The sequence below is a fragment of the Lentzea sp. CC55 genome (assembly GCF_021056325.1).
Lineage (GTDB): Bacteria > Actinomycetota > Actinomycetes > Mycobacteriales > Pseudonocardiaceae > Lentzea > Lentzea jiangxiensis.
The window spans coordinates 224,361-247,933 of the sequence record NZ_JAJCXE010000057.1 but is presented as its reverse complement, the minus strand read 5'-3'; the positions used below and the strand labels follow the sequence as shown (position 1 = coordinate 247,933).

Here is a 23,573-nt window from a genome sequence, read left to right as displayed (position 1 = left end):
CCTGCTCACGTGCTTGCGGTCGGCGGCCCTGCCCGGGCGGTTCGTAAGATCTGAGGCCATGCGCAGCGAGGAGATCCAGGTCCGCACCGGTTCCGACGAGGTCGTCCACGACCTCACGAGGGAGTGCGAGCGGTTCCTCGCCAGCGAGAACGGCGACGGGCTGCTGCACGTGTGGGTGCCCCACGCGACCGCGGGCGTCGCGATCATCGAGACCGGCGCGGGCAGTGACGACGACCTGCTGACCGCGCTGGAGCGGATCCTGCCGCGCGACGTGCGGTGGCGGCACCGGCACGGCACCCCGGGTCACGGCCGTGACCACGTGATGCCGGCCCTGGTGCCGCCCTACGCGACGATCCCGGTGCTAGGCGGTGTGCTGGCGCTCGGCACGTGGCAGTCCGTCTGCCTGGTCGACACCAACGTCGACAACCCCGTCCGCACGGTCCGCCTGAGCTTCCTGGCCGGCTAGCAGCAGCACGACGCCGACGAGTGCGATCCCGCCGAACACCCACCACTCGGTGGTGACGGAGCCGTCGTACAGGAGGCTGCGCAAGCCTTCCGCGGAGAACCGGAAGGGCGTCCACGACCACAGGACCGCCTTGTAGACGGGGTGGAGCAGCTCCGGCACCTGCCCCGCGACGGCCGGCGCCATCAGGTAGAGCAGGCCGAGGACGCCCATCGCGCGGATGCCGAGGTGCCGGAACAACCCGGCCTGCAGCAAGGCGAACGCCGCGGCGACGGCGAGCAGGAAGGTGAGCGCCGCCGCGCCGGGGGTGACGCCCCACCAGGCCAGCAGCGCCGCGGTCGAGCCGGTGACCAGCACGGCGGTGACCAAGGCGGACAGCCACCTCAGTCGCTGTCCCTTCAACACCACGAACAGCAGCCCGGCGATCATCCCGCCGACCCACAGCAACGCGCTCGCGGCGAGTGGCGCGGTGCGTTCGGCGGCCGTGGAGGCCCGGGCGTCGACCTCGACCGGCAGCACCGCGCCCTGCGCGACTCCGGTCAGGACCTGCTGCGCCACCTGGGTTCCGGACGGGTTGACCGCCGGGTTGAGCCGGATCGTCGCCCGGCCGGGCGCGATCTCCAGGACTCCGTAAACCTCCTTGTCCGCCAACAGGGTTCGCGCCTCCTCGGCGGACACGACCCTGATGTCGACCTCGGCCGAGCCGGCGGCCTTCACGCGCTCCGCGACCGGCGGAGGCGCCACCACGGCGAGCGGCACGTCGTGCGGGTGCACGGTGGCCTGCACGCCGAACGTCAGCAGTCCCAGGAGAAACGCCACCACCGCGCCTGCGGCGGCGGTCACCAGCGCGGTGCGCATCGTGCGCCTCCAAAGTTCATCGCTCGTTGAATTTAGCGGGAACGGTACGCCCGCTCCTCCCGGGAAGTCAACGCGTGATGAATTGCAGGGCTGTCAGACCCACCAGGTACGGTTCCCCCGTGACGTACCCAGGTGGTGGACAGGGCGGCTGGAACGACCAGCAGGGCTGGGGCCAGCAGCAGGGTGACCAGAGCGGCGGCCACCCGACGGGGGGCTACCAGACCGGCGGCTACCAGACCGGCGGCTACCAGACCGGCGGCTACCCGCAGACCGGTGGTTTCCCGGAGACCGGTGGTTTCCCGGAGACCGGTGGTTTCCCGCAGCAGGGCGGCTTCCCGCAGCAGCCCTACGGCGGCGGGTACGGCGGCCTGGGCGTCTACGGCGGCTTCGACAACGAGCCGCCGAAGAAGAGCAAGAAGACGCTGTGGCTCGTGCTCGGCGCGGTGGTGCTCGTGCTCCTGGTCGGCGGCGGCCTCACGTGGCTGCTCCTGTCCCGCTCGGACGACCAGGCCGCGCAGCCCGACCCGTCCCCGACGAGCAGCACCACTTCCTCCTCGCAGCCGGCCGAGGCGAAGTGCCCGAGGAACGACGGCCAGCAGTGCGTCGAGACCAGCCTCGGCTTCACCTACGAGGTCCCGAAGAACTGGGACATCCTCAGCGAGGCCAGGATCCCGGTCGACAAGTTCGACGGCATCTCGCTGTCCGGCGTCACCTCGTACGGCGACTACGAGTGCGAGGGCAAGAACTACACCAAGGGCACCAACGGCGGCGCGCTGCTGCCCAAGGGCGACATCGGCAAGACCGCCACCGACTTCACGAAGTCCTTGGCCACCCAGTACTACAGCTCCGGCGGCGAGCCCAAGGTGGAGCTCACGCAGCCGAAGCCGGTGAAGATCCAGCACACCCAGAAGGACGGCAAGAAGGTCACCGTCGAGGGCGTGCAGGTCGACGCCACCGTGACCCAGTCCGCCAACAAGTGCCTGGCGTCCAAGGGAATGCTCAAGGTCGTCGTGCTCAACGGCAGCAACAGGCTGCACGTGCTGGTCGTCAACGGAGACCTGGAGGGCGGCGGAGGCGGCACCACCCCGCCGCTGGTCAAGGAGTCCGACCTGCAGAAGATGGCCGAGTCGCTGGTCCCGACGACCTGACGTCCGGCCCGCGCCGCTCCGGTCCCCTCGCGCCGACCTGCGCCGCGTCCGGAGCCTTCTGCGGCGTTCGTCCTCGGACGCCCCGCCACCACGCCGGAACCGTTGCCCCTCACCCGCTCAACGGGCGCAGGACCAGCAACGCCGGGCCGCGCGACCAGCGCGCGACCCGGCGTCCGGAGTTCCGGCTCAGCCCTTGACGACCTGCACCAGGTGGTCGACGGCCTCGGCCACCGGCACCTCGACGCGCTCGCCGGAGCGGCGGTCCTTGACCTCGACCGTGCCGTCCTTCAACCCGCGCCCGATCACGAGGATCGTCGGGATGCCGACGAGCTCGGCGTCGGCGAACTTCACGCCGGGGCTCGCCTTGCGGTCGTCCAACAGCACGTCGAGGCCCTTGTCGCTGAGCTGCTTCGCGAAGTCCTCACCGGCGTTGAGCAGCGTCTCGTCCTTGCCGGCCACCACGACGTGGACGTCGGCGGGCGCGACGTTGCGGGGCCAGATCAGGCCGCGCTCGTCGTGTGACTGCTCCGCGATGACCGCGACGAGCCGCGAGACGCCGATGCCGTACGAGCCCATGGTGATCCGGACCGGCTTGGAGTCCGGGCCGAGGGCGTCGAGCGAGAACGCGTCCGCGTACTTGCGACCCAGCTGGAAGATGTGGCCGATCTCGATGCCGCGCGCGGCGACGAGCACGCCCTTGCCGTCCGGGGAGGCGTCGCCCTCGCGGACCTCGGCGACGTCGATGACGCCGTCGGGCGTGAAGTCGCGGCCCGCCACGAGGTCGACGACGTGGTGGTCGGCCTTGTCCGCGCCGGTGACCCACGCGGTGCCCTTGACGACGCGGGGGTCGGCGAGGAAGCGGATGCCGTTGGCCTGGATCGCGCCCGGACCGATGTAACCCTTGACCAGGAACGAGTTCTTCGCGAAGTCGGCCTCGTCGACCATCGCGACCTCGGCGGGGCTGAGCGCCGCCTCGAGGCGCTTGAAGTCGACCTCGCGGTCACCGGGGACCGCGATCGCGAGCAGCGTCCAGTCCTTCTGGCCCGGCTGCTGCGTCTTCACGATGACGTTCTTCAACGTGTCCGCCGCGGTGAACTTGCGGTCGGTGTTCGCGTTGAGGAAGTCCACCAGCGTCTCGATGGTGGGCGTGTTCGGCGTGTGGTGCACCTGCGCCGCGGGCTTGTCGTCGATCGACTGCTCGGCGGGCACGGGCGTCGCGACGGCCTCGACGTTCGCCGCGTAGCCGGACTCGGTGCTGCGCACGAACGTGTCCTCACCCGTCTCGGCGACGGCGAGGAACTCCTCGGACGCGGACCCGCCCATCGCACCGGACGTGGCGGAGACGATCACGTACTCCAGGCCGAGCCGGTCGAAGATGCGGATGTAGGCGTCGCGGTGGTTCACGTACGACTGGCTCAGGCCCTCGTCGCTCAGGTCGAACGAGTACGAGTCCTTCATCAGGAACTCGCGGCCGCGCAGGATGCCCGCACGGGGACGCGCCTCGTCGCGGTACTTGGTCTGGATCTGGTACAGCGTGACGGGGTAGTCCTTGTAGGAGCTGTACTCACCCTTCACGGTGAGGGTGAACATCTCCTCGTGCGTCGGCCCGAGCAGGTAGTCGGCGCCCTTGCGGTCCTTGAGGCGGAACAGGTTGGGGCCGTACTCCTCCCACCGGTTCGTCGCCTCATAGGGCTCCTTGGGCAGCAGGGCGGGGAACTGGATCTCCTGCGCGCCGAAGGCGTCCATCTCCTCGCGGACGACGGCCTCGATGTTGCGCAGGACCTTGAGCCCCAGCGGCAGCCAGGAGTATCCGCCCGGCGCGACGCGGCGGACGTAGCCGGCGCGCACCAGCAGCTTGTGGCTGGGCACTTCGGCGTCCGCCGGGTCCTCGCGAAGGGTTCGCAGGAACAGCGACGACATCCTGGTGATCACGGTGGGTACTCCTCGTTCACGGGCTGTTGGAGCAGCGTACTGGTTGGACGTTCCCCGAAATCGCGCGCGGTGCTCACCACGGGCCCTGACCTGCGCCGACAAGAATTGTCAGACCCCGTGGGTAGCGTTCCGCCCATGCCACTGACGATCGACATGATCACCATCGACACCCCGGACGCGCGCAAGCTCGCGGAGTTCTGGACGGCCGCTCTGGGCACGACGGTCCAGAACGACTGGGGTGGGTTCATCGTCCTCGCCCCGAGTTCCGAGACCGGCCCGGCCCTCGGCTTCCAGCAGGTCCCAGACGCCACACCGGGCAAGAACAGAGTGCACTTCGACTCGCACGTGCCGGACCGCGAGGCGGAGGTCGAACGCCTGGTCGGGCTGGGTGCCACCGAGGTGGCCGTGCACAGCGTGCCGGGCCTGGTCTGGTCGGTCCTGGCGGATCCGGACGGCAACGAGTTCTGCGTCGGCCAGGCGGGCGAGGAGCTCTAGAGCTCCACCGGCATCCCGTGGTCGGCCCAGGTCCGCACCACCCCGAACCCGGCGCGCTCGTACACCCCGAGCGCACCGGTCGGGTTCGCCGTGTCCACCGAGAGCCCGGCCCTGGCGTACCCCTGAGTCTTGGCCTGGGCCAACGTCCAGCTCAGCAACCCGGAGGCCACCCCGCGCCCGCGGTGCTCCTCGAGGGTGCCGACGTCCCCGATCCACAGCTCGCGCACGCCGGTCATCTCCTCGACGACCGGGTAGTGCCGCGCGAGCACGAACCCGACGACGACGCCCTCGTGCAAAGCGAGGAAGGAGCACTCCGGCACGAACCGCTTGCTGTTGGTGAACGACGCGGCCCACTCCTCCGGACTGCGCTCGACGGACCCCCAGTGCCGGGCGAACGCCGTGTTGGACACCACCCGGACCTCGGCATCCCGAGCCGCCGAGAACGGCACGACCTCGTACCCGGCCGGCACCGGCACCCGGGCGAGTGACTCGCCCAGCGCCACCTCCAGTTCGTGGAAGTGCCGCTCAGCGCGAAAACCCCACCGCTGCACCAGCGCCGCGTGCCCCGCACACCGGCTCTCGACCATCGTGTTCACCACGAGCGGGAGGTCCGGGTGCTTGTCGACGTGCAGGCCCCGCGCCAGCTCGACCATCCGCGGCAACAGCTGAAGCCCGACACCACGCCGCCGGAACGAGGGGTGCACGAACCCGTCGAGCCGAACCCGGTGCGCCCCAACAGGCTTGTCCCGCACCACGACCACCCCGTAGGCCGCAAGCTCGTCCCCCGCGAACGCGGCAACGGACCCGCGAGGGAGGTCGGCCTCACCGAACAACTCGACGAAGTCCTCTTCGGACAACAACTCCCCGGTGTCGTCCGCTGCCTCGACAGCGTTGTACAACGCGGCCACCGCCGGGATGTCTGCGGTCGTGAGCGAGCGCCACACGAGTTCCACACCCCGAAGCTACGACGAGACCCGACGCCAGCCAACCGAATAACGCGTTGCCCGAACACCCCGGCAGCGCCATCGTGCGCCAGATGACACCGCCAGAGATAGCGCCGCTGCACGAAGATCTGACCTTCCACGGCCCGTTGTCCGAAGAACGAGCAGCCCGCCTCATCCGCTCACTGCTCCCCCTCGACAACGCCCACGTCCTCGACCTCGGCTGCGGCTGGGCGGAACTGCTCCTGCGCACCCTCGAAGCAGCCCCCACAGCCACCGGCACAGGCGTGGACCTGAACGCGGCCGACATAGCCCGAGCCACCGCCAACGCACAGGCCAGAGGCTTGACCGCACGAGCGAGCTTCCACGCGACCGACGTGGCCCAGTGGCAGCCGGACAAACCAGCCGACGCCGTCATCGTGAACGGCGCAACCCAGGTGTGGGGCGGCGATCCCCTGCACCACACCACGAACGCCCTGACAGCAGCCAGGTCCCTGCTGCGCCCAGGCGGCAAACTCCTGCTGGGCGAAGGCTTCTGGGAACGAGAACCCACAGAGGCCCAACTGGCGGCGATGCCCATCCCCCGCAACCAGTACGGCTCACTGGCAGACCTGGTCGACCTGGCCCACACCCACGGCTACCGCCTGCTGGCCGCAGAGCAGGCAAGCCTCGACGAGTGGGACATCTTCGAAAACGGCCACGGCCTCGCCTGGGAACGCTGGCTGCGCGACAACCCGAACTCCGAACACGCCGCCGAAATCCGCGCCAAGGCGGACACGAGCCGCAACTACCGCCTGCGAGGCTGGCGAGGAACCCTCGGCCTCGCCTACCTGACGCTCCTGGCCCCCTGACAGAGGCGCGCGGGCAGAGCCGGGGTGGAGCAAGGCGAAGCCGAGCCGCTTTCGACCCCGCTCCAGGCTTGTCAGCTCTTCACAACGACCCGAGGTGGGGCGGTCCCGTCACGAGTCGTGCCTCAGCTCTTGCCGCGCCCGAGGGGTGTGGCCGGCTCGGGCGCGGCTTGTGACGGGACCACCCCACCGGACGCCCACCGCTACGCAACAGCAAGCCGCCCAGAGCAACGCAGCAGCCAACGCAATTGGGAAAACCAAGCGCCAGCTGACGCAGACGTCCCCCGACAAGAAGACCCCCAACAGGAAGACCCCCTGAGCCCAAACGCTGCTCAGGGGGTCCGACAAAATCACCTGGCGGACTTCACCGCCGGCCGATCCTCAGTGCTGAGGCGCCCGGCGAGGCCGTCCACTGCGCTCCGAACGGCCGAACGCACGACCGCCCTCGGTCCGCTCGGCCCGGCGAGGCCCGCCACCGTCCGCGGAGGACCGACGAGGCCCACCGCGGAACTCGCCCCCTTCCGCGGAACGACGACCGGTACCGGCACCGGGGGCGCCGAACCGGCGCGAGGGCCCGCGGCGAGCGGGCTTCTCCCGCTCCAGCACGGGCTCGCCGCTGGGCGTGCGGGCGCCGGTGATGCGGACCAGATCGTCGTCGCCGGGCCGGACCTTGGTGCTCTCCGGACGGATGCCGGCGCGGGCGGCCATGCCCTGGACGGCGCGGCGCTGGTCGTGCGTCACGAGGGTGACGACGGTGCCGGACTGGCCGGCGCGCGCGGTGCGGCCCGCGCGGTGCAGGTAGTCCTTCGGGTCGGCCGGCGGGTCGACGTGGACGACGAGCGAGACGTCGTCGACGTGGATGCCGCGGGCGGCGACGTCGGTGGCGATCAGGACCGGCGTGGTGCCCTCGCGGAACTCGCCGAGCACGCGGGTGCGGGCGCTCTGCGCCTTGCCGCCGTGCAGGGCGCCGGCGTGGACGCCGACCGAGCGGAGCTTCTTGGCCAGGCGGTCGACGTGGTGCTTGGTGCGCACGAACATGATCGTGCGGCCCTCGCGCGCGGCCATCTCGGTCACGACGTTCTGCTTGTCCTCAGCGGACACGAACAGCAGGTGGTGCTCCATGGTCGTGACGCTCGCGGTGGACGGGGCCACCGAGTGCGTCACCGGGGAGTGCAGGTACTGGCGCACCAGCTTGTCCACGTCGCCGTCGAGCGTCGCGGAGAACAGCAGGCGCTGACCGTCCTGCGGGGTCAGGTCGAGGATGGCGCGGACCTGGGGCATGAAGCCCATGTCCGCCATCTGGTCGGCCTCGTCCAGCGCGGTGATCTCGACGGAGCCGAGGTCGCACGTGCCCTGGCGGACGTGGTCGGACAGACGGCCGGGCGTGGCGATCAGCAGGTCGACGCCGCGGCGCAGGTGTTCGATCTGGCGCGGGAACGACGTGCCGCCGACGACGACGCGGCACCACAGGCCCAGCGAGCGGGCGTGCGGCATGAGAGCCGTCTCCACCTGCATCGCGAGCTCGCGGGTCGGGACGAGGATCAGGCCGCGCGGCTTGTGCGGCACGGAACGGCCGCCGGCGAGGCGGCTCAGCATCGCGAGGCCGAACGCCAGCGTCTTGCCGGAGCCGGTCTGGCCGCGGCCGAGGATGTCCTTGCCCGACATCGCGTCGGGAAGGGTGGCCGCCTGGATGGGGAACGGCTCGGTGATTTCGTTGGCGACGAGCGAGCGGATCAGCGCGTCGGCCAGGCCGAGTTCAGCGAACGAGGGCAGCGGGCCTTCCGGCAGCGTGCTCTCGACGTGCTCGGCGACGATCGGTTCCTCGACCCGCTGCTGCGGACGCGAGGAATTGCCCTGGCGACCCGAGCGGCGGCGCGGTGACCTGCGGCTTTGTCCACGCTCGGAACGACCTTCGGACATTGATGGCAAAACAAACCTCCGGGACATGGCACGTCTCGAGGCTGCCCCGCGCGCTACCGCGGTGCCGATCACAAGGACGGGCCCGGCGTGGTGGTCACGCCGCTGATGAGTAGGTGGAAACACCGGTCAACGGCCGTCAGGCCTTCATCGGTGTACAGCACAGTCTAACTGATCAGTGGCGACACTTCGCGCGCCCGGCAGTGTCCTTGGACACGACCGGGCGCTCGACGGCGGGGTCAGCCCATACCCGCCACGTCCAGCAGCGTTGCCACCAGCGCGGACGGGTCGCCGATCTCCGGCGGGAGGCCGCGCGCGGCGAACCAGCCGCAGATGTTGCGGACGTCGCGGTCGAGGAACTCCACGCCGCGGGGGTTCGCGACGAGGTCGACCACCTGGGGCAGGTCGATCACGACCAGCCTGCCCTCGTGGACCATCAGGTTGTAGGCGGACAGGTCGCCGTGCGTCAGGCCCGCCTCGGCGAGCGTCGTCAGCGTCGCGACCAGCTGGCGCCACAGGTCGAGCAGCTCGTCCTCGTCGGGACGGGTCTGCGCGAGCCTCGGCGCCGCGTTGCCCTCGGCGTCCCCGATGAACTCCAGCAGCAGCTCGGTGCCGCTGCGCTGCACTGGGTACGGCACGGGCGCGCCGATCTGCCACAGCCGGGAGAGCGCGGCGAACTCCGCGACCGTCCACTGCTCCGCGATCAGGTTGCGCCCGAACGCGGTGCGGTTCGCGATCGCCCGGTTCTCACGGGACTTCTTCATGCGACGACCCTCGAGGTACCCGGCGTCGCGGTGGAACATCCGGTGGTCGTTGCTGCGGTAGCGCTTGGCGGCGAGCAGGCACACCCGGTCGCCGATCGCGCGTTCCAGCAGGAAGACGTCCGCCTCCTTGCCGGTCTTCACGATGCCGAGCTCGCGGTCGACCGCGGCCAGCTCCGTGATGAGCCACGACGGGTGCGGCTTCGGTCCCTGGTCGGCGTCGCCCCACGTGGACCAGCGGTCGCCGTCCTCGGGGGTGTCGGCCGAGCTGAGCTGGTCCTCGCGCACTCGCGCGACGCGCAGCTTCTCTTCCTCGGTCATGCGGCCGCGACGGGTGGGTTCCGCGTCGTCGATCCTGGACCTGGTGCGCTTTCCCTTGCGCCGCATGGTGTCGGCGGTGTCGTCGAAAGTAGATTCGTAGCGTTCGAAAAGATCGTGCTCGCGCACGGTGGGGTCTCCCGGAAAGGATGAAGGGTGACCGCCCCACTGGCGCTCTGCGATCAAACGGTGCTGATCAGGCGCGAAGGGCGGCTGGACGGGTCGCGAACGCGGTGCCACGTCCCCAGGCGGGCTCTGACATCACGCACCTCCTCGATCCAGTTCCGATGTCACGCTTCGGGGCAGAAGAATGCCCTGCGGCCCCACCGGCCGCAACCGAATTAACCGGTGATCAGGTCGGCGGTCTTCCCGCCGGTCGGCACGAGCCGCAACCCTGCCTTCTGCGCGAGCTTGACCAGGCCTTTCAGGTCGCCGGGCTCGGCGCTGGACCGGGCGATGGCCCGCGCGAGCAGGCCCTTGTGCGCCTTGTTGAAGTGGCTGACGACCTTGCCCTCGCTGGTGACGACCCGGACGACGACGGCGTGCGGGATCTTCGCGAGGCTCGAGTACGCACCGGACCGGAGGTCCACGACGAACTCGTCCGCGCCGGCCAGCACGGGCTCCAGCGCGGGCTTCCACACCGTGCGCAGGCTGCCGTGGCCCGGCAGCGCGCTGCCGCCCGACAACCGGTAGGCGGGCACCGGGTCACCGCCGCGGACCACTCCGAACAGCGCGGACGCGACCACGAGCCGCTGACAGGCGCGTTGTTTCTCGGCCTTCTTCAGCGACGGGAAGTCCAGGTTGTCGTAGAGCACCCCGGTGTAGCGCAGGAGCGCGGGCGTGGTCCGCGACGTGCGCAGGGCGGCGTTGCGGTGCACCTCGTCGACCTGGCGCTCGGAGATGTCGAGCGCCTTGAGGCTCGCCGGGACGTCCCGCGCGAGGTCGGCCAGCGCGGACACCAGCTCGTCCCGGACCGGGTTCAGCTCGGGGAACGACAGCGCGTCGAGGTCGAGCGGCGCGCCCTCGCCGCCGATCGCCTTGGTCTCCGACGGGGGAAGCAGCACCAGCACGGTCGAAAGGGTAGGGCAGAGCCCGAAAACCGCTGGACAGGGCGTGGTCCTCTGGAGGTGTGGAAGCACTCGACCGCCTGTACCGCTCGCTCGACGCACGGCCCCGCCCGGAGGACGTGGCCGTCCTGGTGCTGGAGGTGAACCAGTCCCTGACGCGCCGCGAGCGCGCCGTGATCGGGGACGTCGCCCGGCACGCGTCGCGCTGGCAGGGGTTCTCCGGCATGAGCGACGACTACGCGCGCCCGGTCGGTGCGGCGCGGCAGGTCGCCGCCACCAGGCGCCTGTTCGACGTGGACGCCGCGGTCGACACCGAGGACCCGGTGTCGGTGCTGGAGTTCGCCGAACTGGCCGGCGCCGGGATCGGTTGGGACCCCGGGCACACGGACTTCCTCGCGGACCGGCTGAACCGCGAGGCGCGCGAGGCGGCCGGTGTCGAGCTGTCCAAGCGGCAGTACAACCGCCGGTTCCGCATGCTGCGCAGGCTGTCCGCCAAGGCCGACCGGCTCGGCCGCGCCCAGCGGCTGCGCAGCGCGACGCTGCTCGCGTCGGCGGGGTTCGTCGACGTGATCGACCGCGAGCGCTTCGGCGCGGACGTCGACGCGGCCTGCTTCGTCGCCTACTTCACGGCTCGCCGCAAGCTGCGCCGCGAGTTCAGCCTGACCGGCCGGGAGAACCCGTTCGACCAGGTCGCGGACGTGCTCCTCGCGCGGTGCAGGGCCCGTGCGGACACCGACTGGGCGATGATCGCGCTGGCGCACCCGGTGTGGGACGTGCTGCGGCACCTGTCCGCCGACCAGCTCGGCGAGCTGCTCGGCCGGTGGTCCGCGGCGACGCGGTCCATCGCGGCCGTGCTCGGTGGCGTGTGGCGTTCGTCGGACGTCGACCGGGCGACCATGGTCGTGCGGTCCGGCGTCGACTCGTCGACCTGGAACGCCTTCGCGGGCGCCTACAACGCCGCACGCGCGGCGTGGATCTCGTGCCTGCACGCCGCGGGGCTGTCGTCGCTGCTCGACGACGCCTGGCCGGGCAAGGCCATGCGCGTGATGGCGGCCGACCTCGTAGCGTGGCACGGCGGCGGCCTGCACCCGGACACCTCGGTGTGGGCGCGGCTGCCGCTGCCGTGGGAGGTCCTCGACGGCACGGCGGCGTGCACCCGCGCGGACGTGGAGGCGGCGTGCCGTGAGCACGGCGTCGACCCGGAACGCGCCGGGTGGACGGCACCGCGCGAACACGGCGCGATCGCGCGCTTCCGCCCGACCCCGGAGCTCGTGCACGGCGTGTCCGTCTCGGATCCGTTGTGGGGCATGGTGTTGCGGCGCGCGCACGTGTTCAGCGGCAAGCCGGTCCGCGCCGAAGTATTGGGTGGACAGAACACGCCCGGTTGAGCAAGCTGGGACGCGTTCGGTGGTAGCTCAGTGGTGGAGCGCCCGGCTCTGGACCGGGTGGACGCCGGTTCGAGCCCGGCCCGCCGAACGCCTGGAACGCGTAGCTCAGCGGTAGAGCTCCGGCTCTTCACCGGAAGGACGCCGGTTCGAGCCCGGCCGTGTTCCCCAGTTGCCTGCGTGCCGGTCCCACAGGGACCGGCACGCAGGGTGTCCCATGGGGCGGAACTGGTACCTCCTGTGGGGCGGCAGCGCGATCTCGGCGCTGGGCGGCGGCATCTTCCTCGCGGCACTGCCGTTGCTCGCCACCACGATCACCCGCGACCCGACGCTGGTCGCCGGCGTGAGCTTCTTCGGCGCACTCCCCTGGCTGCTGGTCTCCCTGCCCGCCGGCGCGGCCGCGGACCGCTACGACGGACGGCGGCTCCTCCTCGCCGCGCTGTGGATCCAGTGCGCGCTCATGGCGTTGCTCGCGACCTTCCACAGCGCGCGCATCGCGGTCATGTACGGGTTGGCGTTCCTCATCGGCACCGCCGAGACGATCCCAGGGCCGTGGGACAACCACTCATCAAGGCCACCGTGAAGAACCCTCTGCTGGAGCGCGCGAACGGCAGGTTGTTCGCCTCTCAAGCGGTAGCGCTGCAGTTCGTGGGACCACCGTTGGGTGGTCTGCTGTTCGCCATCGCCGTACCCGCGCCGTTTTGGGTCAACGCGCTGACGTTCGCCATAGCGGCGTCGCTGGTCACTCAGATGCGTACGGAACGCAAAGTGCCGTCCGCCAGGCAAAAGGCTCGCGACGGCTTGCGGTGGCTGATGAAGCACGAGGCTCTGCGCACCATCACGGTCGTGTCCGCGACGACCAACCTGTGCATCGCGATGACGGTGGCGACGCTGGTGCTGTTCGCCCAGCAACGCCTGGGGCTCACCGACGCCGGCTTCGGGGCGCTGCTCGCGACCCTCGCCTGCGGCGGCGTCGCGGGGGCACTGCTGGCCGAGCGGATCCTGGCCCGGGCGAGCTGGGCGGTTCTCACGACCGTGGTGCTGATCCCGCTGATGTGGCTCGGCATCGCCACGATCGCGCGTGACCTCCCCACGGTCGCGGTGTTCGCGGTCGTGAGCTCGTTCTGCACGGCGGTGTGGGGCGTGGCGACCGCGAGCTTCCGCCAGCGGGTGGTGCCGACCGGGCTGCCGGGCCGCGTCAGCAGCGCGCAGACGCTGGTCACCTGGGGTGTCCAGCCGGTCGGCGCGCTGCTGGGCGGGCTCGTCGCGGACGGCTTCGGGCTGCTCGCGCCCTGGTACGCCGCCGTGGTGTTGCGCACGGCGGTCGGGGTGCTCAGCCTGAAGCCGCTGCGCACCCACTTCCGCGACGTCCGCCCGAGCCGGCCCTAGCCCTTCAGGGAGGCGATGTCGGCGACCGGTCCGACGACGATGATCGCCGGCGGCCGGATCCGGTGCGCCTCCATGTCGGCCGCCAGCGAGTCCAAAGTGGAGCGCAGAACGCGCTGGCCGGTCGTGCTGCCCTCCTGCACCACGGCGACGGGCGTCGACCCGGGACGGCCTTCCATCAGCGCCGTGGCGAACGCACCGGCTCGTTCGACCGCCATCATCAGCACGACCGTGCCACGCAGGCGTGCGATCGCCGGCCAGTCGACGAGAGAACGCGGGTCGTCCGGTGCCACGTGACCGGAGACGACGACGACCTCGTGCGCCACGCCCCGGTGCGTCACCGGCACACCGGCCAGCGCGGGCACGCCGAACGCCGACGTCACGCCCGGCACGACCGTCACCGGGATCCCGGCCTCGGCGCACGCCAGCAGCTCTTCGAAGCCGCGGCCGAAGACGTACGGGTCGCCGCCCTTGAGCCGGACGACGAACTTGCCCTCCTTGGCCCGGTCGACCAGCGTCTGGTTGATGAAGTCCTGCGTCGCCGCGCGGCCGTAGGGGATCTTCGCCGCGTCCACGACCTCGACGTGCGCGGGCAGTTCCTCCAGCAGCTCACGCGGGGCGAGCCGGTCCGCGACCACCACGTCCGCGAGCGCCAGCAAACGCTTGCCCTTCACCGTGATCAGCTCGGCGTCGCCCGGACCGCCCCCCACCAGCGCGACACCGACGGGCGGTGCGGCCTGGTCCGCGATGCGGCCGTCGCGCAACGCCGCCACGAGCCCGTCCCGCACCGCGGCCGACCGGCGGTGCTCGCCACCCGCGAGAACACCGATCAGCATGCCGTCGTGCGTGGCGGAGGCCGGTGTGACGGCCGTGCCCTCGACGGCGATGTCCGCGCGCACGCAGAACACACGCTGAGAGAGCGCTTCTTCACTGATCTGCGCGTTGACCTCGGCGTCGGACGTGCACGCCAGCACGTACCAGGCGCCCTCGACGTCCCCGGCCTCGAACAGCCTCTCGTGCCAGGTCAGCTCCCCCGCGTCGACCATGCCCTGCACGGCGGGGGTGATGACGGGCGACACGAGGTCGACGACGGCGCCGGACGCGATCAGACGGGGAAGACGGCGCTGCGCGACCGTGCCACCGCCGACCACGAGCACGCGTCGGCCCCGGAGGTCGAGGCCGGCCAGGTAGTGCTGTTCAAAGGGCATGCGTAGAAGCATCCACACCGGACCCGCCGTGTCCAGCCGAAGGGAACATGGTCACAGCGGCAGGAGCTCGAACGAGGTCGCGAGGACGCCTCCGAACCTCTTCCCCGCGGCTTCCGCCATCGAACGGAGGAACGGCTCCGGCTCGGCCATGTCGCCGCTCAGCGCCTCCAGGTACGCCTTGTGAGCGCGCAGCGAGGCCACGGAGGCGTCGAACGAGTCGGTGATGTCCACGGCGTGCGTCGCCAACGGTGAGGACGCCGCCGCGACGTACTTGACGCCGTCCCACTTCTCCAGGCCGAGCTCCGGGAAGATCCAGCGGTTGGCCGCGTCCCGCACGGCGTCGACGGTCGCGCGGCCGACGGCGATGTGGTCGGCCATGTTGAGCCCGCCACCCGGCCAGGTTTCGCGGAAGTTGCCGGTGATGACGAACTCCGGGCGGTGGCGGCGGAGGGCGGCCGTGATGTCGCGCCGCAGCGGGACGCCGTACTCGATGGTGCCGTCCGGGTGGTCCAGGAACTCGACCTCGGTCACGCCGACGGCCGCGCACGACGCGATCTGCTCCTCGACGCGCAACGGCGCGCAGACGTCCGGAGCCATCGAGTCGATGCCGTTCTCGCCACGGCTGGCGAGCAGGTACGCGATCTTCTTGCCTTGGGCTGTCCAACGAGCGATGGCGCCCGCACCGCCGTACTCCATGTCATCGGGGTGAGCGACGACGACCAAGGCGCTCGACCAGTCCTCGGGCACAGCTTCGAGATCAGCCATGCGTGCAGGGTGCGCGCCGGAGCACGCACCCCGCAACCGACGACCTAGAGCTGAGCGGTGATCACGGAGTTGTACGACGCGATGCGCGCGTACACGCCGGGGTAGCCCGCCGAGGCGCAGCCACGACCCCAGGACGTGGCACCGATCAGCTTGCCGCCGTAGACCAGCGGACCGCCGGAGTCGCCCTGGCAGGTGTCGACGCCACCCTGCGGGAAGCCCGCGCACACCATCGAGGTGTTGCTGTACTGCGAGTACGCGGTCTTGCAGGTCGCGTCCGACGTCAGCGGCACGTTGGCCTTGAGCAGGTACCGCGAGGCCGAGCCACCGGAGGACGTGGTGCCCCAGCCGAGGATCAGCGCGGAGTTGCCGGCCGCGTAGAGCGCCGTGTCGGCCGGCGTGGCGAGCGGCAGGGTGGCCGAGCTGATGTTGCGGTCCAGCGTCAGCACCGCCACGTCGTAGCCGGACGTCGCGCTGCGGTAGCTCGGGTGCACCCAGATGCGCGTGACGCTCGCGACGGTGCCCGCGGTGCTCTGCTTGTCGTCACGCCCGTGCACGACACGGGTGCTGGAGGCGGTGCGGCCGGAGACGCAGTGCGCGGCGGTGACGACCTTGTTGGCCTTCACCAGCGTGCCGCCGCAGAACTGCGAGCCGGACGTCGACGCCAGGTAGACGACCCACGGGTAGGTCGCGGTGCTGGCGCGCGTGCCACCGACGATCATCGGCGACACGTCGCCCGCGCTGGCGGGCGGAGCGATGAAGAAAATGCTCGCGAGAGCGGACACCAAGACAGACATGATCAGGCGATGCAGGGTTTTCGCCATGTTGCCAGTCCTTCCCTATGACGCCGTGTGTGCAGGGTGTGAAGCAACGGCGCACACAGCGTCACCGGGGAGGATTCGGCGGCATAACCGCCATTAGTCGGAGATGCCGGACTTGACTTTTGACTCAGCCGATTCCGGGAACGACGACCACGTCGGCTTCGACCGGACCGTCCAGCGCGGGACCGGCTCCCAAAGCGACGAACGCGACGGCGGCCCCCGCCGCGGCCAGTTCACCCGCGCCCTCGTGCCGGACCTCGGTGCCGGCACGCAGGATCGGTCCCACGGCGTCGAGCGCCTCGGGTGTCCCGACCACGAACGCCGCGCGCCGGATCTCCGCCTCCGCCCTCGGCGTGCGTTCCTCGGCGGGACCAGGACCGAGCCCGACCAGCGCTAGCCTGCCGCGCGGCAGCACCCGCGCCGCGGCCACGGTCACGTTGTCCCGCTTGAACTTCTCGGCCGCCAGCTCGACCGGGCCGCCGGCGCAGAGCGACCGCGCACCCCGCAACGCCGCCGCCTCCGCGACGCTCGCGGTGCCCATCGAGTTGCGCACCACCGAGCTCGGGTTCGGCACCCCGATCTCCGCCAGCTCCTCGGTCGGGAACGTCAGCAGCTCGGCGGTGTCGCCGTGCCAGAAACCCCAGTCCTCCACGGCGTCCACGATGCCGGGCTCGTCCGCCTTGACGTCGGCCGTCGCGAACGCCTTGATGGCGCGCAGGTCGAGCCCGCCCTGGGCGTCCAGTTCCGACAGTGCCGCGCCGACGCTCGTGGCCGACGCGCCCCTCGTGGACCCCACGCCGACGACGAGCGTGCGCGGCACGATCCGCAGCACGTTCTCCTTGCTGGAACCCGCCCGGTCGTCGACGACGATCACCCAGGTCGCGTCCTCGCCCGCCGCCACGACGTTCGGCGGCAGGGCGGGCAGCGGGAAGTTCAACGGGTTGCGCAGCACGACCTTCTCGCCCGCCTCGATGGCGGCGAAGCAGGCCTCGACGTCGCCGTCCGCGGTGGCGTCGAGCTGCTCCACCAGCTCGTCGAGCACCGAGTCGATCGACGGTCCCTTCGTCACCACGGCCGTGCGGTTCAGCAGGTCCGCGACGTGGCGGGCGAACGTGTCCGCGTTCCCGGCCAGCGCGACGACGAAGTGCTCGTCCACGCACACCACGGCCGGGTCACGGCGCCGGTCGCGCAGCAGCGGCGCGATCAGGCGGACGGCGGACCCGGCGTCCAGGAACAGCACGACGGCGCCGAGCCGCGGCCAGAGACCGCGAACGGCGAGCTTGACGGGACCGTCGGGGACGACCGCGTCCGCGCCGAGCAGGCCTGCCAGGTCAGCCGCGTCACCTCGGTGGGCGGCCCCGGCGAACACACCGATCACCTGCTGCTTCCCCACGGTCCGGCGGCCGGGCGGTTCGGCTCCACCGCGCTCACTTCTTGCTCCCCCACAACACGGTCACCGGCACCGCGGGCGCGAACCCGGAGTCCAGCAGGCGCGAGGCGGTCCAGTGCACGCCCTCCACCTCGTAGCCCGCGGCCACCAGCGCGTCGCGCGCCGGCACGATCTCGTCGACTCCCTCGGTCGCCACCACGACCCGGCGGGCCGACACGGCGGCGGAGGCCTTGACCGCGCCGATCTCACCGCGCCCGACGAACACCGCGTCGGGGCGCGGTAAGGAGGGCGCGTCCAGCTCGGACTCCTCGACTCGGACGTCCACGCCGTGCGCGGAGGCGTTCGCGATGATCCGCACGCACTGCACGGGGTCCGGCTCGACCGCGATCACGGCGGCGCCCAGCCGGGCGCACTCCACGCCCACCGCGCCGGAACCGGCCAGCACGTCCCACACCAGCACGCCGGGGCGCGGGGCGAGACGGGCCAGCACGAACGCGCGGACCTCGGCGCCCAGCACGTGGCCGCGGCTCGCGAACTCCTCGTCCGGGAGCGCCCAGCCGTCGCCTGACCGGAGGAACTCGTTGTCCGCCAGGCACAGCACGGCGTCCGGCGCGCTCCAGCGCCTGGTCACCGCGTCACGCGGGTCCACTGTGGTCAGTCCGTCGGCGTCCGACACGACCATCGACCGGCGCCAGCCCGCGAGGCCCGCCCCGATCTCGGCGGGGCCCACGCCCTCGGCCAGCTCCACGACCACGGCGGAACGGGCACGGCACACGTTCAGCGCCGGGCGCAGACCGTCCGCGGCGTCGACGACCTCGACCGGGCGGCCCGCCGCCTCCCGCAGCTTCTCGACTGTCACGGCTTCCGCCTCAGTTGCCGGCCGTGCGCTTGGACTTGCGGGTGACCGGCTTCTTCTTCGCCGTGGCCGTGGAGGCCCGGACCGTCGGCGGCTTCGGCTTCTCGGCCGCCACCACCGTCAGCTTCGGCTTGGGCGCGGGCTCCTCGGCGGGCTTGCGCACGGACTGCTGTATCTCCTCGACCGCCGTCCACGCCGGGTTCGGCTCGGCGGGAACGGCGGGCGAGGGGACCGCGGCCGGGATGGGCTCGTCCGTGCGCGTCGCGATGCGCGAGGCGGCGCGGCGGGACCAGCGGGTCGGGCGGGCGGTGCGCGGGGACTCGTCGGCCGAGCTCGCGGCCGACGCCGAGACGCGGCGCGCCGGCGCCTTCACCGCGGTGCCGACCAGGAACAGCGTGGGGCGGTACAGCTTGTGCTGCTTCACGACCGCCTCGAGCTCGCCCACCGTGGTGTGCACGACGATCTCGTCGGCCTGGCTCACCTTGTACGCGACGACGACCGGCGTCTCGGTGGTGTAGCCGCCCTGCAGCAGCTTCTCCACGAACTGGCCCGTGCGCGCGCCCGACACCGTCGCGGCCATCGTGGTCTGCAGCCGCGCGAACTCGGCGACGCGCTCGCTGCTCTCCGGCGAGATCAGCACCGCCGACGACGCCTCGGTCTGCGTGAGCTCGCGGCCGATCCTGGCGGCAGCGGCGGCCACGACCGACACGCCGGGGACGACCTCGACCTCCAGACCGAGGCGCACGCACAGGTCGTGCTGCTCCTGGACGCCACCACCGGTCGCGGCGTCGCCCGCGTGCAGGCGCACGACGACCTGGCGCGAGGCCGCGGCACGGCGGTACAGGTCGGTGATCTCCTCCGGCGTGACGCGCGAGAAGTCGACCAGGTCGGCGTCGGGGCGGGCGTGCTCGCGGACGCATTCGACGTCCACCGCGCTCGGGGCCCAGACGACGACGTCGGCTTCCGCGATGCGGCGCGCGCCCCGGACAGTGATGAGGTCGGCGGCACCGGGACCGGCGCCGACGAAGGAGACCCGACCGGTCGTCGTCACGACAGCTCCACAGGGGGTTTCGGGAAGAGGCTTAAGCGAAGACCGTACCGTCTGCCACTCCTGCCACGAACGGGTGGCAGGCGCGCACGAAACGGGCCACCGCCTCCGGATCACCGGCCGGGTGGGTGTGGAGGTACGACGCGTGCACGCCGCCCACCACGAACCCCTCGGCGACGGGCCGCGAGCCGACGCCGCGCCAGTGCCACGCGGGCGGGGTGGAGTGCGGTGTGGACAGCTGGGTCCGGTGGAACTCGTGGCCGGTCACGCGGCTGCCCGGCGGGTGCAGCGGCGAACCCGCGGAGGCCACCGCGTCCCGGTAGCCCAGGGTCAGCTTCGGGGTCATGAACCCCTCGGCGTCGACCACCCCGCACATCGGGTGCCCGTCGAGCGAGCGGGCGAGGTACAGCAACCCTCCGCACTCGGCGTGCACGGGAGCGCCCGATCGGGCGAACCGCGTCACGGCGTCGCGCAGCTTCGCGTTGGCCGACAGGGCTTCCGCGTGCTGCTCGGGGAACCCGCCCGGCAGGACGAGACCGGCCGTCCCCCGCGGGAGGTCCTCGTCGTTCAGCGGGTCGACGACGGCGACCGCGGCGCCCGCGGCCTTCAACACCTCGACGTGCTCGGCGTAGCCGAACGTGAACGCCGCTCCCCCGGCGACCGCGACCAGCGGCTCGTCCCGCACGCGGTCGACCCGCGGCTCCCACGCGGCGACGGCCGTCGGGGGCACCGACGCCGCGAGCCTGCGCACCGCGTCGAGGTCGACGTGCTTCGCGACGGCGGCGGCGATCGCGTCGACCGCGGCGACGGCCTCCGGCCCGTGCTCCGCGGCCGTCACGAGGCCCAGGTGCCGTGAGGGCAGGGAGAACCGCGGGTCGCGGGGCAGCACGCCGAGCACGTCGAGGCCGACCTCGTCGCACGCCGACCTGAGCACCTGCTCGTGCCGTTCCGAGCCGACCTGGTTGAGGATGACGCCGCCGAGCCGGACCGTCGGGTCGTAGCCGCGGAACCCGTGCAGCAGCGCGGCCAGCGACCGGCTCTGCCCGCGGGCGTCCACGACGAACAGCACCGGCGCGTTGATCAGCTTGGCGACGTGCGCGGTCGAGCCGATGCCCGCGGTGTCGACGCGGCCGTCGAAGAGGCCCATCACGCCCTCGACGACGGCGATGTCGCAACCCTTGGCACCGTGCGCGAACAGGCCGGGGATCCGGTGCTCGCCGACCATCACCGGGTCGAGGTTGCGACCGGGCCGCCGCGTCGCCAGCGCGTGGTAGCCGGGGTCGATGTAGTCGGGTCCCACCTTGAACGGCGCGACCCGCGACCCGGCCAGGCGCAGCGCGGCCATCAGGCCGGTGGCGACGGTCGTCTTGCCGCTGCCGGAGGCCGGGGCGGCGACGACCAGCCTGTTCACCACTCGATCCCCCGCTGGCCCTTCTGCCCGGCGTCCATCGGGTGCTTGACCTTGGTCATCTCCACCACGAGGTCGGCGGCGTCGACGAGCTTCGGGGGCGCGTACCTGCCGGTGATGACGACGTGCTGGTGACCGGGCCTGGTCGTCAGCGTGTCGACCACCTCGTCGACGTCGATCCAGCCCCAGTGCAGCGGGTACGTGAACTCGTCGAGCACGTAGAGGCCGTGGCGTTCGGACCGGATGCGGCGGGCGATCTCCGCCCAGCCCTCCCGCGCGGCGGTGGCGTGGTCGTCCTCGGTGCCCTGCTTGCGGGTCCAGGACCAGCCCTCGCCCATCTTGTGCCACTCGACGGCGCCGCCCTCGCCGGTCTCGTCGTGCAGCCGGCCGAGCGCCTTGAACGCGGACTCCTCGCCGACCTTCCACTTGGCGGACTTCACGAACTGGAACACGCCGATGTCCCAGCCCTGGTTCCAGCCGCGCAGCGCGAGGCCGAACGCCGACGTCGACTTCCCCTTCATCTCGCCGGTGTGGAGCATGAGCAACGGCCGGTTGCGGCGCTGACGGGTGGTCAGGCCGTCCTTCGGCACCTCGGTGGGTTGTCCTTGAGGCATCGGGATCTCCTTATGCGGCCCGGACGACGCCGGCGAGGTGGTCGGCGGACAGCTGGTCGAGCCGCACGCAGGTGCCCTGCAGCGCCTCGGCGATCTTCTGGGCGAGCCCGAGGCGGACGTGCCCCTGCTCGCAGTCCACGACGACGACGGCGGTCTGCTCCAGCAGCCCGGCGGCCTTGAGCGCGTCCTTGGCGGGGTCACCGCCGAGCCCGGACGACGTGGCGCGCCCGTCGGTCAGCAGCACCACGAGCGGGCGCTTGCGCGGATCCCTCAGCCGTTCGACCTCCAGCACCCGGTGGGCCTTCAGCAGGCCGTCCGCGAGCGGGGTCCGTCCTCCAGTGCGCATCTTCTTGAGCCGCGTCGCCGCCGCGTCCACGGAGGTCGTCGGAGGCAGCGCGACCTCGGCCTGGCTGCCGCGGAACGTGACCACGCCGACCTTGTCCCGGCGCTGGTAGGCGTCGCGCAGCAACGAGATCACCGCGCCGCTGACCGCCGACATCCGCTTCTGCGCCGCCATCGAGCCGGAGGCGTCGACGACGAACAGGACGAGGTTCGACTCCTTGCCCTCCCTGACCGCCTTGCGGAGGTCGGCGCCCGTCAGCAGCAGTCCCGGTCCGCTGCGGCCGCGGGCCCGCTGGTGCGGCGCCGCGTTCGTGAGCGTGTCGACCAGGTGCAGCCCATTGCCGTCCACTGTGGACGAACGCACGACCCGGCCGGTGCGGGCGCGTGCCCTCGAACGCTTGCCGGGCGCGCCTTCGCCGACGCCGGGCACCTCCAGCAGCCGCGCCTTGAACGCGGGCGCGGGCTCCGGTGCCGGACGGTCGCCGGGCGCGTTCCCGCCGCCCTTCGGGCCCTCCTGCGGTTCGGGCAGCTCACCACCACCCGGCCCGTCGTCGTCCGGTCCCTCCCCGGGGTCCTCCGCGTGCTCGGCCGCCTGCCGCATGGCGTCCTCGAGCTGCTGCTCCTCGATGCCGGGCTCGTCGAACGGGTCGCGGCGGCGCCGGTGCGGCAGCGCGAGCCGGACCGCGGTCTCGACGTCCTGCTCCTCGACCTGATCGGCGCCCCGCCACGCCGCGTGGGCCGTGGCGGCACGGGCGACCACGAGGTCCGCGCGCATGCCGTCGACCTCGAAAGCCGCGCAGACGGCGGCGATCCGGCGCAGCTCACCGTCCGGGAGGGACACCGCGGGCAGCCTGTGCCGCGCGTCGGCAATCCGCTGCCGGAGCAGGGCGTCCTCGTCCTCCCACTTCCGCGCGAACCCCACCGGGTCCGCCTCGTAGGAGAGCCGGCGCCGGATGACCTCGGTGCGCACGCCGACGTCCCGCGCCGCCTTCACCGCCACCGTCAGCCCGAACCGGTCGAGCAGCTGCGGCCGCAGCTCGCCCTCCTCGGGGTTCATGGTGCCGACCAGCAGGAACTGCGACGGGTGCGAGATCGACACGCCTTCGCGCTCGACGTGCGCGCGTCCCATCGCGGCGGCGTCGAGCAGCAGGTCGACCAGGTGGTCGTGCAGCAGGTTGACCTCGTCGACGTAGAGCACGCCCCGGTGCGCCGCCGCCAGCAACCCGGGCTGGAACGCCCGCACGCCCTCGGTCAGCGCCTTCTCGAGGTCGAGCGACCCGACCAGCCGGTCCTCGGTGGCGCCGACGGGCAGCTCGACGAGCTTCGCGCGCCGCCGCTCCACGCCCTCGTGCGGCGCGTCGGGGCAGTCCGCGCTGCCGGGCACGCACCCGAAGCGGCAGTGCGCCGACACCTCCAGCTCGGGCAGGAGCGCGGCGAGGGCACGCACGATCGTCGACTTCGCGGTCCCCTTCTCACCTCGGACGAGAACGCCGCCGATGCCGGGGTGAACGGCGTTGAGCAGCAGGGCCAGGCGGAGGTCGTCATGTCCGACGACAGCCGAAAAGGGGAACATGCTCGGTGAAGTCCTTCCTCGGGTGTCCACGC

22 protein-coding genes and 2 tRNA genes are annotated in these 23,573 nt (G+C 71.8%); 9 read left to right on the top strand and 15 right to left on the bottom strand.

Translation table 11 applies throughout. From position 1 onward, the window contains the following. Positions 1–58: 58 nt before the first annotated feature. The gene (locus tag L6E10_RS39620; protein WP_236225288.1) at positions 59–466 is read left to right on the top strand and encodes a YjbQ family protein; all 408 of its coding nucleotides are present in this window, start codon (positions 59–61) and stop codon (positions 464–466) included. Here the strand turns inward: L6E10_RS39620 and L6E10_RS39615 are convergent. After that, positions 362–1,321, bottom strand: a complete 960-nt coding sequence (locus tag L6E10_RS39615; RefSeq protein ID WP_236225287.1) for an ABC transporter permease — start codon at positions 1,319–1,321, stop codon at positions 362–364. The genes L6E10_RS39620 and L6E10_RS39615 overlap by 105 nt on opposite strands. 119 nt (positions 1,322–1,440) lie before the next feature. Between L6E10_RS39615 and L6E10_RS39610 the strand changes: the two genes are divergently transcribed. Next, a complete protein-coding gene (locus L6E10_RS39610) occupies positions 1,441–2,469 on the top strand; it encodes a hypothetical protein (RefSeq protein ID WP_236225286.1) in 1,029 nt (342 codons plus the stop codon). 186 nt (positions 2,470–2,655) lie between these two features. Here L6E10_RS39610 and L6E10_RS39605 read toward each other — a convergent pair whose 3' ends face one another. Then, positions 2,656–4,401, bottom strand: a complete 1,746-nt coding sequence (locus tag L6E10_RS39605) for a proline--tRNA ligase (RefSeq protein WP_236225285.1) — start codon at positions 4,399–4,401, stop codon at positions 2,656–2,658. A gap of 135 nt (positions 4,402–4,536) precedes the next feature. Between L6E10_RS39605 and L6E10_RS39600 the strand changes: the two genes are divergently transcribed. Next, positions 4,537–4,896: a VOC family protein gene (locus L6E10_RS39600; protein WP_236225284.1), complete on the top strand. Its 360-nt coding sequence runs from the start codon at positions 4,537–4,539 to the stop codon at positions 4,894–4,896. Here L6E10_RS39600 and L6E10_RS41125 read toward each other — a convergent pair. Beyond that, positions 4,893–5,849 carry a GNAT family N-acetyltransferase gene (locus L6E10_RS41125; RefSeq protein ID WP_236225283.1) on the bottom strand — a complete coding sequence of 319 codons (957 nt, stop codon included), beginning with the start codon at positions 5,847–5,849 and terminating at the stop codon, positions 4,893–4,895. The two genes, L6E10_RS39600 and L6E10_RS41125, sit on opposite strands and share 4 nt — an antisense overlap. 47 nt (positions 5,850–5,896) lie before the next feature. On the opposite strand from L6E10_RS41125, the gene L6E10_RS39590 reads away from it, so the two are divergent. Beyond that, positions 5,897–6,688 (top strand): cyclopropane-fatty-acyl-phospholipid synthase family protein, encoded by a 792-nt coding sequence (locus tag L6E10_RS39590; protein ID WP_236225282.1) that lies wholly within the window; start codon positions 5,897–5,899, stop codon positions 6,686–6,688. Positions 6,689–7,066: 378 nt separating this feature from the next. Here the strand turns inward: L6E10_RS39590 and L6E10_RS39585 are convergent, their stop codons facing one another. The 3 genes from L6E10_RS39585 to yaaA all read right to left on the bottom strand — a co-directional run bounded on the left by L6E10_RS39585 (position 7,067) and on the right by yaaA (position 10,751). After that, positions 7,067–8,605, bottom strand: coding sequence for a DEAD/DEAH box helicase (locus L6E10_RS39585; RefSeq protein ID WP_236225281.1), 1,539 nt, complete (start codon positions 8,603–8,605; stop codon positions 7,067–7,069). A gap of 236 nt (positions 8,606–8,841) precedes the next feature. Further along, on the bottom strand, positions 8,842–9,810 hold the full coding sequence (locus tag L6E10_RS39580; RefSeq protein WP_374237647.1) for a serine protein kinase RIO: 969 nt from the start codon (positions 9,808–9,810) through the stop codon (positions 8,842–8,844). Positions 9,811–10,022: 212 nt separating this feature from the next. Next, positions 10,023–10,751, bottom strand: a complete 729-nt coding sequence (gene yaaA, locus L6E10_RS39575; RefSeq protein ID WP_236225280.1) for a peroxide stress protein YaaA — start codon at positions 10,749–10,751, stop codon at positions 10,023–10,025. A gap of 59 nt (positions 10,752–10,810) precedes the next feature. Between yaaA and L6E10_RS39570 the strand changes: the two genes are divergently transcribed. The 5 genes from L6E10_RS39570 (at position 10,811) to L6E10_RS39555 (ending at position 13,522) form a co-directional block, all read left to right on the top strand. Beyond that, on the top strand, positions 10,811–12,136 hold the full coding sequence (locus tag L6E10_RS39570; protein ID WP_236225279.1) for a hypothetical protein: 1,326 nt from the start codon (positions 10,811–10,813) through the stop codon (positions 12,134–12,136). Positions 12,137–12,152: 16 nt separating this feature from the next. After that, a tRNA-Gln gene (locus tag L6E10_RS39565) sits at positions 12,153–12,224 on the top strand. A 6-nt stretch (positions 12,225–12,230) separates the two neighbouring features. Then, positions 12,231–12,304: transfer RNA gene (locus L6E10_RS39560), tRNA-Lys, on the top strand. A 46-nt stretch (positions 12,305–12,350) separates the two neighbouring features. Next, a complete protein-coding gene (locus L6E10_RS40610) occupies positions 12,351–12,716 on the top strand; it encodes an MFS transporter (protein ID WP_275677354.1) in 366 nt (121 codons plus the stop codon). Then, entirely contained in the window at positions 12,713–13,522 is an 810-nt protein-coding gene (locus tag L6E10_RS39555; RefSeq protein ID WP_308102984.1) for an MFS transporter, read from the top strand. The genes L6E10_RS40610 and L6E10_RS39555 overlap by 4 nt, the downstream gene beginning before the upstream one ends. Here the strand turns inward: L6E10_RS39555 and cobA are convergent. The 9 genes from cobA to L6E10_RS39510 form a co-directional block, all read right to left on the bottom strand. Next, positions 13,519–14,727 carry a uroporphyrinogen-III C-methyltransferase gene (gene cobA, locus L6E10_RS39550; RefSeq protein ID WP_236225278.1) on the bottom strand — a complete coding sequence of 403 codons (1,209 nt, stop codon included), beginning with the start codon at positions 14,725–14,727 and terminating at the stop codon, positions 13,519–13,521. The genes L6E10_RS39555 and cobA overlap by 4 nt on opposite strands. Before the next feature lie 51 nt (positions 14,728–14,778). After that, positions 14,779–15,492, bottom strand: a complete 714-nt coding sequence (locus L6E10_RS39545; RefSeq protein ID WP_236225277.1) for a PIG-L deacetylase family protein — start codon at positions 15,490–15,492, stop codon at positions 14,779–14,781. A gap of 44 nt (positions 15,493–15,536) precedes the next feature. After that, the gene (locus L6E10_RS39540; protein WP_236225276.1) at positions 15,537–16,286 is read right to left on the bottom strand and encodes a trypsin-like serine protease; all 750 of its coding nucleotides are present in this window, start codon (positions 16,284–16,286) and stop codon (positions 15,537–15,539) included. Between the two features lie 151 nt (positions 16,287–16,437). After that, positions 16,438–17,688, bottom strand: coding sequence for a cobalamin biosynthesis protein (locus tag L6E10_RS39535; RefSeq protein ID WP_236225275.1), 1,251 nt, complete (start codon positions 17,686–17,688; stop codon positions 16,438–16,440). 49 nt (positions 17,689–17,737) lie between these two features. After that, positions 17,738–18,559: a hypothetical protein gene (locus L6E10_RS39530; protein WP_236225274.1), complete on the bottom strand. Its 822-nt coding sequence runs from the start codon at positions 18,557–18,559 to the stop codon at positions 17,738–17,740. 10 nt (positions 18,560–18,569) lie between these two features. Then, complete coding sequence (locus L6E10_RS39525) at positions 18,570–19,607, bottom strand: cobalt-precorrin-4/precorrin-4 C(11)-methyltransferase (protein WP_236225273.1); 1,038 nt, start codon at positions 19,605–19,607, stop codon at positions 18,570–18,572. 31 nt (positions 19,608–19,638) lie between these two features. Continuing rightward, complete coding sequence (locus tag L6E10_RS39520; RefSeq protein WP_236225272.1) at positions 19,639–21,015, bottom strand: cobyrinate a,c-diamide synthase; 1,377 nt, start codon at positions 21,013–21,015, stop codon at positions 19,639–19,641. Next, positions 21,012–21,626, bottom strand: a complete 615-nt coding sequence (gene cobO / locus L6E10_RS39515; RefSeq protein WP_236225271.1) for a cob(I)yrinic acid a,c-diamide adenosyltransferase — start codon at positions 21,624–21,626, stop codon at positions 21,012–21,014. The genes L6E10_RS39520 and cobO overlap by 4 nt, the downstream gene beginning before the upstream one ends. 10 nt (positions 21,627–21,636) lie before the next feature. Beyond that, entirely contained in the window at positions 21,637–23,541 is a 1,905-nt protein-coding gene (locus tag L6E10_RS39510; protein WP_236225270.1) for a putative cobaltochelatase, read from the bottom strand. Positions 23,542–23,573: the final 32 nt, after the last annotated feature.